14 protein-coding genes are annotated in these 17,210 nt (G+C 50.5%); 13 read left to right on the forward strand and 1 reads right to left on the reverse strand.

Going from position 1 to position 17,210, the window contains the following annotated elements; all coding sequences use genetic code 11:
- Window position 1: 1 nt before the first annotated feature.
- From V3C10_06150 to V3C10_06205, 12 genes are all read left to right on the forward strand, one after another.
- Window positions 2–1,315 carry a TRAP transporter large permease gene (locus V3C10_06150; protein ID WVP63398.1) on the forward strand — a complete coding sequence of 438 codons (1,314 nt, stop codon included), beginning with the start codon at window positions 2–4 and terminating at the stop codon, window positions 1,313–1,315.
- 13 nt (window positions 1,316–1,328) lie between these two features.
- Entirely contained in the window at window positions 1,329–2,273 is a 945-nt protein-coding gene (locus tag V3C10_06155; GenBank protein ID WVP63399.1) for a Gfo/Idh/MocA family oxidoreductase, read from the forward strand.
- Between the two features lie 12 nt (window positions 2,274–2,285).
- Window positions 2,286–3,200, forward strand: coding sequence for a sugar phosphate isomerase/epimerase family protein (locus V3C10_06160; GenBank protein WVP63400.1), 915 nt, complete (start codon window positions 2,286–2,288; stop codon window positions 3,198–3,200).
- Between the two features lie 91 nt (window positions 3,201–3,291).
- Window positions 3,292–4,410: a TRAP transporter substrate-binding protein gene (locus V3C10_06165; protein WVP63401.1), complete on the forward strand. Its 1,119-nt coding sequence runs from the start codon at window positions 3,292–3,294 to the stop codon at window positions 4,408–4,410.
- Window positions 4,407–5,399, forward strand: a complete 993-nt coding sequence (locus V3C10_06170; protein WVP63402.1) for a Gfo/Idh/MocA family oxidoreductase — start codon at window positions 4,407–4,409, stop codon at window positions 5,397–5,399. The genes V3C10_06165 and V3C10_06170 overlap by 4 nt, the downstream gene beginning before the upstream one ends.
- 113 nt (window positions 5,400–5,512) lie before the next feature.
- Window positions 5,513–6,721: a Gfo/Idh/MocA family oxidoreductase gene (locus V3C10_06175; GenBank protein ID WVP63403.1), complete on the forward strand. Its 1,209-nt coding sequence runs from the start codon at window positions 5,513–5,515 to the stop codon at window positions 6,719–6,721.
- Window positions 6,722–7,110: 389 nt separating this feature from the next.
- Entirely contained in the window at window positions 7,111–8,013 is a 903-nt protein-coding gene (nadA, locus tag V3C10_06180) for a quinolinate synthase NadA (GenBank protein WVP63404.1), read from the forward strand.
- An 18-nt stretch (window positions 8,014–8,031) separates the two neighbouring features.
- Entirely contained in the window at window positions 8,032–9,249 is a 1,218-nt protein-coding gene (locus V3C10_06185) for an L-aspartate oxidase (GenBank protein WVP63405.1), read from the forward strand.
- A complete protein-coding gene (gene nadC / locus V3C10_06190; protein ID WVP63406.1) occupies window positions 9,218–10,072 on the forward strand; it encodes a carboxylating nicotinate-nucleotide diphosphorylase in 855 nt (284 codons plus the stop codon). Before V3C10_06185 ends, nadC begins: the two co-directional genes overlap by 32 nt.
- A gap of 474 nt (window positions 10,073–10,546) precedes the next feature.
- Complete coding sequence (locus tag V3C10_06195; GenBank protein WVP63407.1) at window positions 10,547–11,938, forward strand: sodium/glutamate symporter; 1,392 nt, start codon at window positions 10,547–10,549, stop codon at window positions 11,936–11,938.
- Window positions 11,939–12,047: 109 nt separating this feature from the next.
- On the forward strand, window positions 12,048–13,475 hold the full coding sequence (locus tag V3C10_06200) for a M20 family metallopeptidase (protein ID WVP63408.1): 1,428 nt from the start codon (window positions 12,048–12,050) through the stop codon (window positions 13,473–13,475).
- A 55-nt stretch (window positions 13,476–13,530) separates the two neighbouring features.
- A complete protein-coding gene (locus tag V3C10_06205) occupies window positions 13,531–14,718 on the forward strand; it encodes a M20 family metallopeptidase (GenBank protein WVP63409.1) in 1,188 nt (395 codons plus the stop codon).
- Window positions 14,719–14,800: 82 nt separating this feature from the next.
- Here the strand turns inward: V3C10_06205 and V3C10_06210 are convergent, their stop codons facing one another.
- Window positions 14,801–16,105, reverse strand: coding sequence for a winged helix-turn-helix domain-containing protein (locus tag V3C10_06210; protein WVP63410.1), 1,305 nt, complete (start codon window positions 16,103–16,105; stop codon window positions 14,801–14,803).
- A gap of 286 nt (window positions 16,106–16,391) precedes the next feature.
- Between V3C10_06210 and V3C10_06215 the strand changes: the two genes are divergently transcribed.
- Entirely contained in the window at window positions 16,392–16,931 is a 540-nt protein-coding gene (locus tag V3C10_06215; GenBank protein ID WVP63411.1) for a transcription repressor NadR, read from the forward strand.
- Window positions 16,932–17,210 lie beyond the last annotated feature (279 nt).

The raw sequence follows: 17,210 nt of genomic DNA on the forward strand, positions 1-17,210 counted from the left end.
TATGAACAGTGTTGTAATTTTAGGACTGATTGTTTTAGTGTTTGTATTTATACTGATCGGAATACCGGTGTACATAAGCCTCGGTCTGGCCGGGGCCTGCAGCCTGGCTGCGCTTTCCCTTGTCACCGGAACTCCCCAGGCCTGGCTGGTGATTCCCCAGTCTGTCTATAACGGGATAGGGTATTCTCCTTTGCTTGCCATTCCTTTTTATGTATTGGCCGGGGAGATTATGAACCGGGGAGGCATTACCGATAAGCTGATTAAACTTGCTCTGCTGGTCATTGGCCGCCTTCCGGCCAGCCTGGGGCAGGCGAATATCGTGGCGAGTATGTTTTTCGGAGGCATTACCGGTTCGGCGCAGGCCGATACTTCCTGTATTGGGGGTATCCTGATCCCGGCCATGGTGAAGGAGGGGTATTCTCCGGAACAGTCGGTCGGTATCACGGCATCGTCCTCCACCTGCGGCCCGATTATTCCGCCGAGTATTATGATGGTGGTGTACGGGGTTACCGTTAACGCATCCATAGGAGCTCTTTTTATGGGCGGTGCGGTTCCCGGGATTATGATTGGCTTCGGCCTTATGGCTGCGGTTGCGATTATGGACAGGAAAGAGCATTTTCCAAGGAGAACAGAAAAACTGTCGGGAGAGGAGAAACTTAAGACTCTCCGGGAAGGGCTTCTTCCCCTTGGCATGCCGGTTATCATTGTGGGAGGCATCATGACAGGCGTGTTTACCGCAACCGAAGCCGGGGCGGCGGCCGTTGTCTACAGTCTGTTTGCCAGTGTTTTTGTCATGAAGACGGTGAAAATAAAGGATCTGTGGCCAATGCTTCTGCAGTCTGCCACTATGTCGGGAACGATTCTGATGATTATCAGCTGCGCAAAGATTTTCAGCTACGGCCTGAGTGCGCTCCAGATGTCCCAGATTCTGGGAGACCTGTTTCTGTCAATCACACGTTCACCCTATATTTTCTTTCTGCTTGTCAATATTTTACTTCTGATTATGGGAATGTTCATGGACGGCAGCGCGGCGGTTATTATCCTGGCGCCAATCCTGGCGCCCATTGCAGCAGAACTGGGAATCAGCACCGTTCATTTCGGCGTCGTTATGGTTCTGAATCTTGTGATCGGGGCGGGGACTCCCCCGATGGGGGCGTGTCTGTTTATCGCATGCAAAATTGCCGGGATTTCTGTGGAGAGAGGTTCCAGGGGGATTCTGCCATACATAATTGCAGAAGTAGTGGTTTTAATGATTGTAACGTATATCCCGCCTCTGGTAACATTCTTGCCGCAGATTCTGGGATATTCAGTGTAGGAGGAAGATGAGAATGGAAAAGAAATTTCGTGTTGGCGTAATCGGTACAGGGGCAATCGCCCGGATTGCGCACCTGCCGGTTCTGACGGCCAGGGAAGATGTGGAGCTGGCCGGCGTGATGGCGAAACATCCGGAAAATGCAAGAAAGGCGAAAGAACGGTATGCGGCCGGACGTGCGGTGGAAACGATGGAAGAAATGATTGGACTGGGGTTAGACTGTGCCTTTGTCCTGTCGCCTAAGACGGAACATCCCCTTCAGGTGAAAATGCTACTGAATGCCGGGATTGACGTGTTTTGTGAAAAACCGCTTGCCATGACGCTTCGGGAGGCGGACGAGATGGCGGATCTCTCCGTAAAAACGGGAAGAAAGCTTATGGTGGGCTTTAACCGCCGTTTTGCCCCGGTGTACCGGAAAGCGAAGGAGGCATACGGGGAGCTGGTCCCGGACGTAATAGTGGCACAGAAGAACAGGCCGGCTTCAGAATACAGGGCGACACTTGAAAATGCGATCCATATGGTGGATTTGATGAGATATCTGAGCGGAGAGTGTGTAAAAGTGGACGCCTGCGCCAAATTTACTGATCCGTATTATGAAACGCTGGTGACGGCCCAGCTGCAGTTTGAGAATGGGACGGTCGGACTGCTGGCGGCCGACCGGTCATCCGGCCAGTGGGTGGAGACAATGGAAATTCACGGCCACAACAGAAGCGTTTATGTGAATTCTCCCGACAGCGTCACCGTAGTCGACGGGGAGCAGTCGCATACGACTCAGATGACGCCCCTGGCCATGGGATGGGCGAGAGTGGAAGACAAGCTGGGATTTGAGCCTGCTGTGGCGCATTTCTTCGACTGCCTGAAAACGGGAAAAGAACCGCTGACGAATGCACAGGACGCTTATAAGACCCACGAGCTGATGCACCGGATTTTAAAGGCGGCCGGACTTCCGGCGCTGGACTAGGGAGGTGAAGGAATGTTTCGTATAGCAGGCCATACGATGGGAACACCGGAATATACGGTCACGGAGGCGCTTGAACTGTTTCACCGCATTGGACTGGAAGGGGCCGAGATCGTTGTGCAGGATGGCTACAGGAGTGGGATTCCGGAGGACTGTACCCGGGAGCGCCTACAGGAAATAAAAGAGGCATCGAAAAGACTTGGAATCCCTATTATCTGCCTGACGCCCTACAATTCCCGGTTTAATGACCTGGACAGGGCGGTGAGAGACAGGGAAATAGAGGGGATACGCCGCGTGATCGGCTATGCCCGGTATCTGGGGGCCGGATACATTCGAATTTACGGCGGAAACTTTATGGGAAACGAAAGGGATGAGACGGGAGAAAAACTGGCGAACCTGATACGGAGCATGAGGATTCTGGGAGATGAGGCCGAAGAGGCGGGGGTTAAGCTGGTGATTGAAAACCATTTTAACACAATGACGGTTTCGGCCGCAGACAGCATTAAAGTATCCCGGGAAATTAACCATCCGTCCGTCGGAATCCTGTATGACCAGGCAAACCTTACATTTACTCAAAAAGAGGATTACAGGGAGGCGATCCAGGCGCAGGCGGAAAAAATTTACTATATGCACGTAAAGGATCTGGCCTTCAAGGGGGAGAACAGGGAATTTGTATCTTCCGACGTCTCCCACCCTAAAGAGGAGGAACGCAATGTAGTCACGCGCATTGTCGGGGAAGGATGTCTCGACTGGCCGGGGATTCTTACGATGGTAAAGGATTATGGGTATGAAGGATGGCTGTCGTTGGAATATGAGAGGCGCTGGCATCCGGACGATATACCGGATGCTTCGGTCGGAATGAAGAAATCGGCCGATTACCTGAGAGAATTCATTGGATTGCTGCAGGATAAAAGAAGCGGGCAACCGTGAAGTCATCGGATAGATAAGACAACCGTTAACCGTGACGGTGAGGAACCGTTAATGGAACAATGAAATAGGAATAGAAAAAGGAGGAAAGAAAATGAGAAAAAGTAGACAGTTGGCAGCCCTTACTATGAGCGCCGTGATGATGGCGGCGGCTCTTACCGGATGTCTGCAGGCGAAGGAGACGCAGACACAGGCGCAGACAGAAGCAGCGGCGGAGGCGGGGGAGACAGAGACGAAAGAGACGCAGGCGGGACAGACCGGTGCCGAAAACCAGGGCGGCACGGCACAGACGGTGGTGAAATATTCGGTGACGTTTCCGGCTACCGGTACGCAGGCGGACGGGGCAAACCGTCTCGGAGAACTGATCAAAGAATGTTCCGACGGCAGGCTGGCGATGGAATTTTATCCGAGCTCCCAGTTGGGGGACAAGATTCCTTCCATGGAAGGGCTGAGGACAGGAACGATTGAGATGACGGAGTGTGCGGCGACTGATTTGTCCAATTACAGTACGGTCTGGTCGGTGCTTTCCCTTCCGTACCTCTGGAGAGACGCCGAGCAGGCGATTGGAACGCTGACCGATCCGGAAGTCAGGGCCGTACTCGAGGCCGATGCGGAAGCGCAGGGATTTGTCATTATCTCCTGGTGCAATTTAGGCTCCAGAAGTGTACTGAATACGAAACATCCGATTAAGAAACCGGCCGACATGAAGGGACTCAGGATCCGTGTTATGGAGGATGCGATTCTGGCGGGCACAATCAATGCAATGGGCGGATCCGCCACTCCGATGGCCTGGAGCGAAGTGTACACGGCCCTTCAGCAGGGAACGATTGAGGGACTTGAAAATTCAGCTCCGGTTATTCTTGCCAATGGGATGGAAGAAGTGGCAAAGTACTACTCCCTGACGGAGCAGTTCATTATCCCGGACCCGACATTTGTCAGCAAAGTATGGTTCGACAAACTTCCGGCAGAGGATCAGGCGGCCATAAAAGAGGCGGGTGAGAAATTTACCGATGCCTGGAACAACGAGATCTGGTCAAATGCGATGGAGAACGCGATGAATGAGATGGAGGTAAAGGGCGTCGCCATCAATGAGGTGGACAAGGATGCATTTGTTGAATCGGTTCAGCCGGTAATCGACAGTTTCCTTTCCTCGGCCGATGACGGACAGAAAGCCCTTTATGAGCTGATTATAAAAGTGAGGGAAAAATATTGAGGCAGGCAGGAGATTTAAATCTGGCGTTTATAGGAGCCGGCCATTGGCATGTCCCGCTCTATCTGGAAGGGGTGGAGCGGGAAAATCTGCACGTTTGTGCGGTCAGTGATCCGGACTATAATAAGGCGGAAATAATTGGAAAACGGCTGGGCTGCCGTGTATATACCGATTATGAAGAGCTTCTCGACAGGGAACGGCCGGACTTTGTGTTTGCCTTTGCGCCGCATAATGAGATGCGGCCGCTGGCCCTGGAATTAATCAGAAGACAACTCCCGTTTTCCATTGAAAAACCGCTGGGCCTGAATGAAAAAGATGTGGCGGTGGTTCTCAGGGAGGCGGAAAAAAACGGTGTGTTCTGCGCGATTCCCTTTGTGTGGAGGCACAGCCCGTTTATCCGGCAATTCCGGGAGAAGGTGAAGGCGGAGGATATTCTACATCTGTCATTCCGCTTTATTGCGGGACCGCCGTCCAGATACGTGGAAACCTCGCCATGGATGCTCCGGAAAAAATGGGCGGGTGGAGGCTGCATGACGAATCTGGGAGTGCATTTTATTGATATGGCCCTGTTTTTGACCGGTTCCGACACAGGGGAAGTTCTTGGAAGCGGATATCATTATGATTCAAAATATGATATTGAAATTTATGCATCTTCACTGTGCCGGCTGTCGAGCGGTGCAACGCTTTCCCTGGAAACGGGCTATGCTTTCCCGATGGATGGGGAAAAACGCGACAACCGGTGGAACATTGTCACAAAGAATGGATATTATACCCTGGGGGACGGCTGCTTTGAGAAGCGTATTTACGGAGAAAAAACGGAACGCATCATGATGAGTACGGACAGCGATGTGTATTATGGGACATTTGTCATTGATTCGTTGAAGGCGTATCTGGCCGGAGAAGAACCGGCAGCAGGGCTTAAGCAGATGTATAACACGAGAAAACTGCTGGATGCGATGAACCTGGCCGGCTGTTTCAGGCAGAATCAATAAAAACGGCCGGTACCTTCCTGACGCGAAGACGGTGCGTACGGCACCGGAGGCATAGCGCACTTAACGGCACGGTACATGACGCAACAGCACCGGAACGGGGGGAAATTAAGAAGATGAAAACCGTAGTAATAGGATTGGCCGGAACCGGCTGGGCCGGGGCCATGCATGCCACAGGTTACCGCAAAGTATATGGAATTGAATGCCGTTTGAAGACAGTCTGTTCTCTTGAAGAGGACAGGAAAAAATTTGCAGACCGATATGGATTTGAGCATTCCACGGATTGCTTTGAGGAACTGCTTAATGACCGGGAAATCCAGGTTATTGATATCGCGACTCCTCCGTCCCTCCACAAAAGGATGATAGAGGCTGCCCTGAAAGCCGGAAAACATGTGATCTGTGAAAAGCCGGTTACCGGATATTTCGGCAGCGGGGAGATTTTGCAGGAAAAGACAGGGGAAGTCCCGAAAGACATCATGTTCCAGACCGTCCGTCTTGAGCTTGAACAGTTGGAACGAGTGGTGGAAGAGTCGGGCTGCCGCTTTTTCTATGCCGAAAACTGGATTTACAGTCCGCCCTTTGTTAGAATGGTGGAACTGATCGGAAAAAAGAAGACAAAACTTCTCTCTATCGAAGCCAGAACCGGCCATAAAGGCTCCCATGCCCCGCACGCCGCATACTGGTGTTATAACGGCGGAGGCGCAATGATAAGACAGGGCACCCACCCGGTGGCCGCCGCTCTCTATCTGAAGCGGAAAGAAATGGAGGCCCGCGGCGAACGTTACGGAATACGTTCTGTACTGTGCGACGTCTCAACTGTTGTCCAAAACGCGGGGGAGAGAGGGAGAATAGCTTCCCTGCCGGTGGATGTGGAGGACTGGGGGCAGCTTATTATCACATTCACCGATGGAACAAAAGCCACTGTCACCGCAGGTGACATCTTCCTGGGGGGCATCTTAAACAGCATGACCGTCTATGGAACCGACTGTACTTTCCAGTGCAACATGACGCCCAATGACCTCCTGGAAGTATACCTGGGAGATGATTCGGGGGTGGAAGAGGAAGAAATCATGGAGAAAAACGACCGGAACCTCGGCCATCAAAAAGCCCTGGTAATCGAGGAGACACTCCGGGGCTATACCGGCCAGCTCCAGGACTTCCTGGAATGCACGGTCACGGGAAGACCTTCCGAGTCCGGTTTTCAGCTTGCAAAAGAAACCCTGCTTGTAATCTATGCGGGCTACTGCTCGGCCGGGCAGGGGAAAAGAATCGAATTGAAAGACGAAGACTTTGCCGGAAAGCAAAACGTCATTCTGAGTCCGTAAGTCAGGTCCAAAGTCAAAACAATAGCTGAAATAAGAATCAAAACAACAACTAACCGTCAAATCGGGACTGAAGATGCCTGTCACACTCTGCATCTTCAGTCCCGATTCGTCCTGTTATCAAAGAAAAATTTCACCACCCTCCCAATCCCACAACACCCGGTAACCCAACAGTGGCCTTGACCATACGCCCACAAACGTCCTCATTTTTCAACATAACTTTCCCACATTGCAGTTTTATTAACAGGTGTCTTGTCACATGATTTAAAATATGCTATACTGTTGCGAGTGCGGTTCAAACAGGCAGTTTTACCAGACGCGGTGAATGCCCGGTGCCAGATTCGCCGCACATCAGGAAAGACCGCTTTGGACGCGGCAGAATAGAGGAGCGTATGACAAAACAGGAAGAGATAAACCAATTAAAAAGGGAAAAGGATGCAGTGATTCTGGCTCACTATTATGTGGAGCCGGAAGTGCAGAAGATTGCTGACTATGTGGGAGATTCTTTTAATTTGAGCAGATACGCCGCCGGACTGGCGAATCAAACGCTTGTTTTCTGCGGCGTTTCATTTATGGGAGAGAGCGGAAAGCTTTTAAGCCCTGAAAAGACGGTGCTGATGCCTGATGCGCATGCGGACTGCCCGATGGCCCATATGGTGCAGAAGGAAGAGATAGAACAGGCGAGAAACAGGTATGAAGACCTTGCGGTGGTCTGTTATATCAACTCAACGGCGGAGATCAAATCATGGGCCGATGTGTGCGTCACGTCCGCCAACGCCGTACAGATAGTGAAAAATCTGCCAAATAAAAATATACTGTTTATCCCGGATAAGAACCTGGGACGTTATGTGGCGGAACAGGTCCCGGAGAAAAATGTGATTCTGGTTAAGGGATTCTGCCCTGTCCATGAACAGATGAAAGTGATGGAGATTGTGAAGCTGAGGAAGGAGCATCCGGATGCGAAAGTGCTGGCCCATCCGGAATGCAATGAAGCGCTGTTAAAACAGGCGGATTACATAGGCTCCACCACAGGAATTATAAATTACACTGCAAAGAGCGACGCGGATGAGTTTATTATAGCAACGGAAATCGGAGTGCGCTATGAACTGGAAAAGAAAAATCCTGGAAAAAGATTCTATTTTCCCGCAACCGTGCCGGTCTGTGCCGACATGAAGAAAATAACACTGGATAAAATTATCAATGTGCTGAAAACAGGTGACAACAAGGCCGGAGTCCGGGAGGACCTTGCCGCCCCTGCGAAAAAAACTTTGTCTAGAATGCTGGAACTGGCCTGATAAAGAGGGGGAATAACAATGGTGAAACACATTTACTGTGATGTAGTGATTGCCGGCTGCGGAGTGGGCGGACTTTACACGGCGTTAAGCCTGCCGCGGGAACAGAAGATTGTAATGCTGTCAAAGGAGGGGATTGAAAACTGCGATTCCATGCTGGCACAGGGAGGGATCTGCGTGATGCGGGATGAGGAGGATTTTGAACCCTATTTTGAGGATACGATGAAAGCCGGGCATTATGAGAACCGGAAAGAGAGTGTGGAAATCATGATCCGTTCCAGCAGAGAGGTAATTGATCATCTCGTGGAGCTGGGAGTACGGTTCGACAGAAATCCCGACGGAAGCTTAAATTATACACGTGAGGGGGCACATTCACGCCCCAGGATCTGTTTCCATAAGGACATTACCGGAAAGGAAATTACAGGCGTGCTGCAAAAACACGTGAAAGAGCTTCCGAATGTGATGATTTTGGAATACACGGCCATGACGGATATTCTGGTGTCTGACGGAAAATGTACCGGTATGTCTGCCCGGACGGCGCAAGGTGGCACACTTTATATCCATGCGGACGATACGGTTATGGCTACGGGAGGGATCGGCGGTCTTTATGAACACTCGACCAATTACCCGTGCCTCACCGGCGACGCGCTGGCGGTTGCAAAGAAACACAGAGTAAAGCTTGAGCATCTGGATTATGTGCAGATTCATCCGACCAGCCTATACAGCGATAAAACGGGCCGCAGTTTCCTGATATCGGAATCGGCCAGGGGAGAGGGAGCTGTGCTTCTGAACGGCCGGGGTGAACGTTTTGTAAACGAACTCCTGCCAAGGGACGTGGTCTCTAAGGCAATTATGGAGGAGATGGAGAAAGAGGGAAGCCGCCATGTCTGGCTGTCCTTTGAACCAGTCGGAGAAGAAGTGATACGGAGCCATTTCCCCAATATCTATAAGAAATGCCTGGAAGAAGGATATGATATTACGAGGGAGCCAATTCCCGTTGTGCCGGCTCAGCATTATTTCATGGGCGGAATCCATGTGGACTGCGATTCCAGAACGACGATGGATCACCTGTATGCAGTCGGGGAGACAAGCTGCAACGGCGTCCATGGGAGAAACCGATTAGCCAGCAACAGTTTGCTGGAAAGTCTTGTATTTGCAAAAAGGGCCGCTGTGAAAATCACGGAAGGCCGGAAGGGGAGTATGAGTTATGAATCCAATTACCATACAGCTTGCTGCTGACAAATACATCCGTCTTGCGTTGGAGGAAGATATCAACAGTGAGGATGTGACGACTAATTCCGTAATGCCAGAGTATAAAAAGGGCGAGGTACAGCTTATCTGTAAGGAAGACGGTATTATCGCCGGACTGCAGATATTTGAACGCGTATTTACACTGCTTGATCCGGAAACCGAAGTAATGTTTGACGTGAAGGACGGCGATGCCGTAAAAAAAGGGCAGCATCTGGCTACGGTAAGTGGAGATATCAGGGTTCTCCTCTCCGGCGAGAGGACGGCGCTCAATTATCTTCAGCGCATGAGCGGAATTGCCACTTACACCAATATGGTTGTAAAGCTTCTTGATGGAACAAAGACAAAGCTTCTGGATACGAGAAAAACGACTCCCTGCATGCGGATTTTTGAAAAATACGCGGTCCGGGTCGGCGGTGGTAACAACCACAGATACAATTTGTCGGATGGAATTCTTCTGAAGGATAATCACATCGATGCAGCGGGAGGCGTTAAGCAGGCAGTGGAGGCAGCCAGGGCGTACGCTCCTTTTGTACGGAAAATTGAGGTGGAAACAGAAGACCTTGAGATGGTGAAAGAGGCGGTGGAATCCGGGGCGGACATCATCATGCTCGACAATATGACACCGGGACAGATGGCGGAGGCCGTGCGCCTGATCGGAGGCCGTGCGGAGACGGAATGCTCCGGCAATATTACAAAAGAAAATATCAGGGCCATTGCAGACACGGGCGTGGACTATGTGTCCAGCGGAGCGCTGACGCATTCGGCGCCGATTCTGGATATCAGCCTGAAGCACCTGAGGGTTTTGGAATAAATCAATATCATGCCGGACTACCGGTTCGTTTTTTGAAAGAAATAAAATAACAGCCGGTTTAAAGCCGGCTTAGAAGTCTGCGGGGCTGCCGCAGCAGCTGTATTGATAATAGCTGCTGTGGCAGCCCTGTTTTGTTAAGCGGTAACAAAAAGTCTGTGAAACACTTCTGCGGCTGATAAAAAATCCATGCACCCACGTACCATGTGGAAATGTGAAATTGACTTCAATAAAGGACTTGAATCAATCGAGACTCATTTTAGATTTGTCAGATATCAAGCGGAATTTTCTTTAAATATAACAGAATACAATCGAAAAACGACATGGAAAATAGTGAAAAACGTGGTTGAATGAAAAAAATGGTAAAAATTCATTGACAAGAAAATTTATAAATGATATAAATAAAAATAGATTAGGACATAAAATAAATAAGTCCTAAAATAGGCGCCTGATAAAATGAAAAAGGAGATAATGAAAATGACAAATGCATTATTGACAGAATTGCTGCAGAGCATGGCACTGCTGGGTGTTTTTCTATTACTCGGAGTTTTTATCAGGGCAAAATTGAAACTGTTTCAGAAAACATTTATTCCGTCGTCGGTTATCGGAGGGTTTCTGCTTCTCGTTATAGGTCCACAGGTATTCAATATCCTGCCTGTTCCGGAGGAATGGTTTTCCATCTACTCGCTTTTGCCCGGGATTCTCATCGTTCCCGTCGTGGCATCGGTACCTCTGGGACTGACCATCGGTAGAGGGGAGAAGGACGGTGTGAATGCCGGAATATTAAAGAATGTATTTCCTTTAATCGGGATCGGGCTCGGAGTTTCCATGCTCCAGTTTGCAACGGGATTTGGAACACATGTCCTCTTTAGCGGAGAGAACTTGTACGAGGTATTCGGAATTGAGCTTTCCATCGGTTTTGTGGGGGGACACGGCACGGCCGGAACGCTGGGAAACATGCTTTCCGAACTGAATCTTCCCTACTGGCAGACTTCCCAGGGAGTGGCCACCACTACGGCCACCTTTGGCATCGTCGGCGGAATCCTGATCGGTATTATGATGATCAACTGGGCGGCCCGCCATGGACAGACGGCTGTTTTGAAGAAACCGGCCGACATTCCGGAGCCGATTCGCGTAGGTTTTGAAAAAGATATTAAAAAACAGGCATCTGTGGGACGTGAGACAACAATGTCCTCCTCCATCGACACTCTGGCCTTCCATGCGGCGCTGATTTTTGTAGCCTGCGGTCTGGCTTACCTCCTTCTGATGGGGGCGAAGAAATACCAGATTCCGGTTCTGTCCAGCATTTCAGTATGGGCTTACGCCATGATCGTGATGTTTGTTATCTGGGGCATCATGAGTAAATTAAAGCTGGCCTATCTGGTGGATGAGAAGATTAAAAGCAAGGTTTCCAGCTCCTTTACGGAATTCGCGGTGATTGCGGCAATTGCCAGCCTTCCAATCAAAGCGGTTGCGGCATACATAGTCCCGATTATGGTGATGGTTATCATTGGATACATCGTGACAAGCGTTGTTCTTTTCTTCTTCTGCAAGAGGCTGCTGAAGGGGTACTGGTTTGAGCAGATGGTGGCTACCTTGGGTATGAGTACGGGAGTATTTCTCACGGGCGTGCTGCTTCTTAGAATCTGTGACCCGAATCTGGAGAGTCCGGCCCTGGCTAATTATTCGCTGTCGTATACGGTGACCAGCATCATTTATTTTGCCATGCTGAATCTGTTTATCGTGCTTCCGATGAGCTACGGCGCGGGAGTTACGGCTCTGGCGGCCCTGGCCCTGGGAATTGCCGCATTAATCTTTGCCGTTATTACCAGCCGCCTGTCGTTTGGTTCGGCCTTTAAGGGAAATTAAAAAGGGAGAGTCCGGCGTTAAAATGTAAAAACACAGGAAATATGATAGCTGCGTCTTAGTAGAAAAAAGTAAAACGTGCGTGATGCCAAAAGAAAGGTGGAGTGATACAGTGGGGAATTATGAAGATTTGCTGACGGAGCTGAATGCCTGCATCTGGGATTATGCGGAATTGAAATTTGGAGAATACCGCTCGGCCCAGGCTCTGGAGAAGCTCCTGGAGGAAAAAGGATTTGAGGTAAAACGCGGTGTGGCGGGGATGGAAACGGCATTTACCGCAGAATATGGCTCCGGTTCTCCTGTAATAGGGATCCTGGCGGAGTATGATGCCTTGTCGGGACTGAGCCAGGAGGCGGGGGAAACCTGCCAAAAGCCGCGGAAAGGGACGGATAACGGTCACGGCTGCGGCCATTGCCTTCTGGGGACAGCCTCTGTGGGAGCGGCTCTGATGGTGAAGGATTATCTGGACGAAAATCAGAAAAGTGGAACCGTGGTGCTGGCCGGATGCCCGGCGGAGGAGGGCGGATCGGGTAAAGCCTATATGGCCAGGGCCGGTATTTTTGACAACCTTGACATCGCCCTGACCTGGCATCCGGGAGGAGGGAATGCGGTGCTGACGGGTTCCCTTCAGGCCAACTGCCAGGCGTATTTCCGGTTTAGGGGCGTGTCGTCCCATGCGGCCGGCGCTCCCCATCTGGGAAGGAGCGCCCTGGATGCGGTGGAGCTGATGGATGTGGGAGTCAATTATATGCGGGAACATATGGAACCCGTGGATCGGATTCATTACGCCATTACGGATACCGGCGGGAGCTCGCCGAATGTGGTGCAAAACCACGCCGAGGTACTCTACCTGATTCGCTCCGAAGATACGGAAAAGGTTCGGAAACTTTATGAGCGGGTATGTAAAATCGCACGGGGTGCGGCCATGATGACGGAAACCCGGGTGGAGATTGTATTTGATAAGGCATGTTCGAATACCGTCTCGAATGAGGTACTGGAACAATTGCTGTACGAGAGCATGGAGCGGGTTCCGCTTCCTGTATACTCGGAGGATGAGTTAAAGTTTGCCGGAGAGATGAAAAAGACGCTCACCGACAAAGACATCGCGGGCGACCTGTCCATCGGCTTTATGGAGGGCAGGGAAAAACGCAGCGTGGAGGCCAGATACAGGAAGCTTGTAATGAGTGATTTCGTCATTCCCCACCGGCACCGTGAGATTCTGGTTGCAGGCTCCTCGGATGTGGGAGATGTGAGCTATACGGTTCCCACGGCTCAGTTTATCGGCGGCTGTTTTGTACCGGGAACCCCGGCCCATTCCTGGCAGATGGTTTCCCAGAGCAGAACAGGGCTTGCCGTTAAAGGAATGCTTTATGCCGCCCGGGTTCTGGCCGATGCATCCATACGTGTCATTGAGGATCCGAAGATAGCCGTTTTGGCCGGAGAAGAATTTAAGGCAGTCACGGAGGGAAGGGCGTATTGTTGTCCGATTCCGCCTGAGGTGCTGCCAAATAGGAATAAAGGATTCGAAACGCAGGAATAGGATGCGGATTGTGCCTGGCGGCACGGGAAAAAGAATCAGGAGGATAAGGGAAAACATGATATTAGAATCAGCCAGGAAGCTTCAGCCGCATCTTGTAATGCTCAGGAGGGAATTTCACCGCCGCCCAGATATATCCGGCCATGAGGCCGGGACGGCGGAGAGAATCAGGAAAGAGCTTGAAAAGATAGGCGGATATGAGCTTCACACCGGAATCGGGGGATGCGGAATTATTGCATCCCTCCGGGGGGCAAAACCGGGGAAAACCGTGGCGCTGAGGGCGGACATGGATGCTTTACAGGTCACGGAGGAGACCGGGCTTTCTTTTGGCTCGGAAGTTCCGGGAGTCATGCATGCCTGCGGCCATGATAATCACATTACGATGCTTTTGGGAGCGGCCCGTCTTCTGGCTGAGAGAAAAGAACAGCTGGCCGGTTCCGTCCGCCTCATTTTCCAGCCTTCGGAGGAGCTGGCCCCGCATGGAGGTTCCAGGGATATGATTGCGGGAGGGGCAATGGAGGGCGTAGACGCGGTGTTTGGCATGCATGTATGGCCGGAACTGCCTCTGGGATGCATCGGCGTGAAGGCGGGTCCCATGATGGCGGCATCGGATCACTTTACCGTAAAGATTAAAGGCTGTCTGAGCCATGCGGCACGTCCCAATGAAGGGGTAGACGCCCTGGTTGCCGGTTCCCAGTTTGTGACGGCGGTCCAGACGATTGTCAGCCGGAATGCAGATCCCATGAAATCCATGGTCATCACAATTGGCAAATTCGAAGCCGGAACCCGTTATAATATTGTGGCGGGAGAATGTGTGCTGGAAGGCACCTGCCGTACCTTTGCGGCCGACATGAGGGAGCTGGCGGAGAAGCGGCTCAATGAGATTTTACAGGGCGTCTGCCTGCTGTCCGGGTGTACGGGGATGCTGGATTACGAAAAGGGCTATATGGCGGTCATTAATGACCCGTCCATGGCGGAATACATGAAAAAAACGGCCTCGGAACTCTTTGGGCCCGAAAAGACGGTTTCGGTAGAACCGGCCATGACGGCGGAGGATTTTTCCTTTTATCTGGCGGAGAAGCCGGGAGCTTTTGCCTGGATTGGGACGACCGGAGATGGAGAGAATGCCTGGCCCTTACACAGCAGCCGCTATTGTCCCAACGAAGAGGTACTGTGGAGAGGAGCGGCGCTGCTGACCGGCCTTGTCATGAACTTTGAAGAAGAAAAGAAAAATAGAGAAAAATAGAAAACAGATAAAATTACAGAAAAAGAGAACTGCCGTCCCGGAGGTTTTAAGCGCCTCCCGGACGGCAGTTCTTTTATACAGCTTAAAAGAAAAGCAGATACCAGTTCTGTTCCACAAATTGATAAGTCTTATTGGGCCGTCCCTTTTCCTGGGCGCCGTCCAGATAGATTTCGGAAATCAGTCCGCAGGAGCAGAGCTTCTGGATAATCCGGTTGCAGCTTCTGGGAGTGATGTTCAGCCATCCGGCCAGCAGGGAGGAGGTTATAATCTGCTTGGGATTCTTCGTGAAAAGGCCGATGATTTTGTAAAGGTTGGCCTCATTAATCCCCTGTTCCCTGGAAAAATCCATTACTTTTTCGTTGTCATAGCTGAAACGGAGCGTGTTGCTGACCGAGAGAGGGCCGATGAGATGCATCTGCTCATCCAGCAAAAAACCGTCGTTCTTCTTATAACGGACGGCCTCCTCCAGGGCGTGCTCCGCCTGCTCCTGACTCTGTTCATAGGCGGTGGAAATACCGGCCCCGAGCCGGAAATCAATCTCCTCCTTTTCCTTCAGATAGCCGACTAATGCACGGAGATTATGGAGAAACTGTGGAATATCTTCCAGTTCCGAACTTAGCTGGAAATAGGTGATATTGGACTGGATGGAAAAATTCAGGCCCTGTTCCTTACGGAAATCCACAAGATACTTATGCAGAGTGACTTTTTTATATTCGATTTCGTCGCCGGGCAGTGAGTTATCATAAATCAGGCGTATCAGAACGCAGGTCTTATATAAGGTAGTGTTCAACTGAAGTTTGGCCAGGTGGACGGCGTTGCGTATGGACTCGGCGATGGTGTTGTCGTCGGGGAAAATATAGAGATAAGGGATTTTTGCCTCGTCATACCAGGGAAGAGAGTTGGTGGAACGGACAAAAACCATATCAATTTTCTTTTCCTCCCAGAGCTTTTTAGCGGTATTAAAAAGAACATCGTAATTCAGTTCATCGGAAGTGGAACAATAAGGCATCAGTTCGGGCCTCAGATATTTGTTCAAATCCAGATAATTATTGCTGGGCAGCAGGAAATCACAGTAAATCCGGTTCAGAGGAATATCCGGGTGGGTCAGGACAAAGTCCAGGGCTATGGCCAGAAAATGCTTTGTCTCATAGGAGACAAAGGTGCAGGGCTTATTGATTTTCTCTATATTTGTAAGCTGATAGTAACCGAATTCCCCGCTGCAGAATATAACGTCGCAATTGTCCTTACACTGGTGATAGATCGTTTCAATCTCCTCCAGGGAATGGTATACATATTTATGGAAGATACAGCCGAAATTATTCTGTGCAATCACCCGGTTGATGGCCTGCAGGGAAACCTCGGGGCTGATAATACTGATTGTAATCATAAAGTTCTCCAGTTTCAAAATACTCTTTTACCGCAGCGGCCGGCGGGGAATTAAACAAAGGCGGTAAAATACCCCCTGTTAAAGCGCCCGGCCGGTTACGCCGGATAAAAGGCGGTTAAATGCATATAGCTTAAGTGTACTATAAATGCCGGATTTTTGGAAGCTTCGGGAGAGGTGTTTGTTCAGGAAATTTGCAGTTGCAGGGACAGGGGGAATGTATTAAAATGACAAGGAAGCGTACAAAAGAGTGAACGACTGATAAAAAGAAATAAGGAGGGGAGCTGCAATGGAAAATGGATTGACCGGGGCAAAGAGACGGGAGATAATTATAAACATGATGAGACAGGCGGAACGACCGCTCTCGGGAGCCGCCCTGGGAAAGGCTACCGGCGTCAGCCGTCAGGTGGTGGTACAGGATATTGCACTGCTCCGCACGGAGGGTTTCCCGATTGTCGCAACGGCGCGCGGCTACATTTTAAATGAAGCAAAGCAGGTTGTACGCCTGTTTAAAGTCTGTCATGGCAATGATGAGACGGAGGACGAATTAAAAACCATCGTTGATCTGGGAGGCTGTGTTCTGGACGTTATGATTAATCACCGCGTGTATGGCATAATGACGGCCCCTCTGAACATTAAAAACCGCCGTGACGTACAGCGGTTCATGAATGATATTAAATCGGGCAAATCTTCTCCACTTATGAATGTGACTTCGGGCTACCATTTTCATCACGTATCGGCAGAGCAGGAGGAGATATTGGATGAAATCGGGGAGGCTTTGCAGGAAAAGCACTATTTGACGGAACTTATGCCATATGAAGAGATATAGGAAGGGGCGTCGTCGTTGCCGTTTCCGGGCATCTTTTGCCTCGGTTTGGCCCAAGGCTGAGCGGCAATATAAATGTGGAAATTTGTAGTAGAAAATGCTTGCGCTCATCGTGAACCTGTGGTATACTATGACCCGTTGATGCGTTTTTCTACAACTGCTTCCAAATTTCCTCAATTTGTGCTTGACAGTCGGATGGTTTTAGTATATACTACTTTTGCTGTCAAAAACGCAGCAGACAATGCCAGGTTGGCAGAACAGCCGAGAGCAGAGGAAGTTATG

Origin of the sequence: [Clostridium] symbiosum (assembly GCA_036419695.1) — a bacterium.
In the GTDB taxonomy this organism is placed as follows: Bacteria; Bacillota; Clostridia; order Lachnospirales; family Lachnospiraceae; genus Otoolea; species Otoolea symbiosa_A.

What these genes read in the sequence shown, in the direction of transcription:
- V3C10_06155 (WVP63399.1), top strand. Translation starts at nt 1,329, where the DNA reads ATGGAAAAGAAATTTCGTGTTGGCGTAATCGGTACAGGGGCAATCGCC.
- V3C10_06165 (WVP63401.1), top strand. Translation starts at nt 3,292, where the DNA reads ATGAGAAAAAGTAGACAGTTGGCAGCCCTTACTATGAGCGCCGTGATG.
- V3C10_06210 (WVP63410.1), bottom strand. Translation starts at nt 16,105, where the DNA reads ATGATTACAATCAGTATTATCAGCCCCGAGGTTTCCCTGCAGGCCATC.
- V3C10_06205 (WVP63409.1), top strand. Translation starts at nt 13,531, where the DNA reads ATGATATTAGAATCAGCCAGGAAGCTTCAGCCGCATCTTGTAATGCTC.
- V3C10_06175 (WVP63403.1), top strand. Translation starts at nt 5,513, where the DNA reads ATGAAAACCGTAGTAATAGGATTGGCCGGAACCGGCTGGGCCGGGGCC.
- V3C10_06160 (WVP63400.1), top strand. Translation starts at nt 2,286, where the DNA reads ATGTTTCGTATAGCAGGCCATACGATGGGAACACCGGAATATACGGTC.
- nadA (WVP63404.1), top strand. Translation starts at nt 7,111, where the DNA reads ATGACAAAACAGGAAGAGATAAACCAATTAAAAAGGGAAAAGGATGCA.
- V3C10_06150 (WVP63398.1), top strand. Translation starts at nt 2, where the DNA reads ATGAACAGTGTTGTAATTTTAGGACTGATTGTTTTAGTGTTTGTATTT.
- V3C10_06195 (WVP63407.1), top strand. Translation starts at nt 10,547, where the DNA reads ATGACAAATGCATTATTGACAGAATTGCTGCAGAGCATGGCACTGCTG.
- nadC (WVP63406.1), top strand. Translation starts at nt 9,218, where the DNA reads ATGAATCCAATTACCATACAGCTTGCTGCTGACAAATACATCCGTCTT.
- V3C10_06215 (WVP63411.1), top strand. Translation starts at nt 16,392, where the DNA reads ATGGAAAATGGATTGACCGGGGCAAAGAGACGGGAGATAATTATAAAC.
- V3C10_06185 (WVP63405.1), top strand. Translation starts at nt 8,032, where the DNA reads ATGGTGAAACACATTTACTGTGATGTAGTGATTGCCGGCTGCGGAGTG.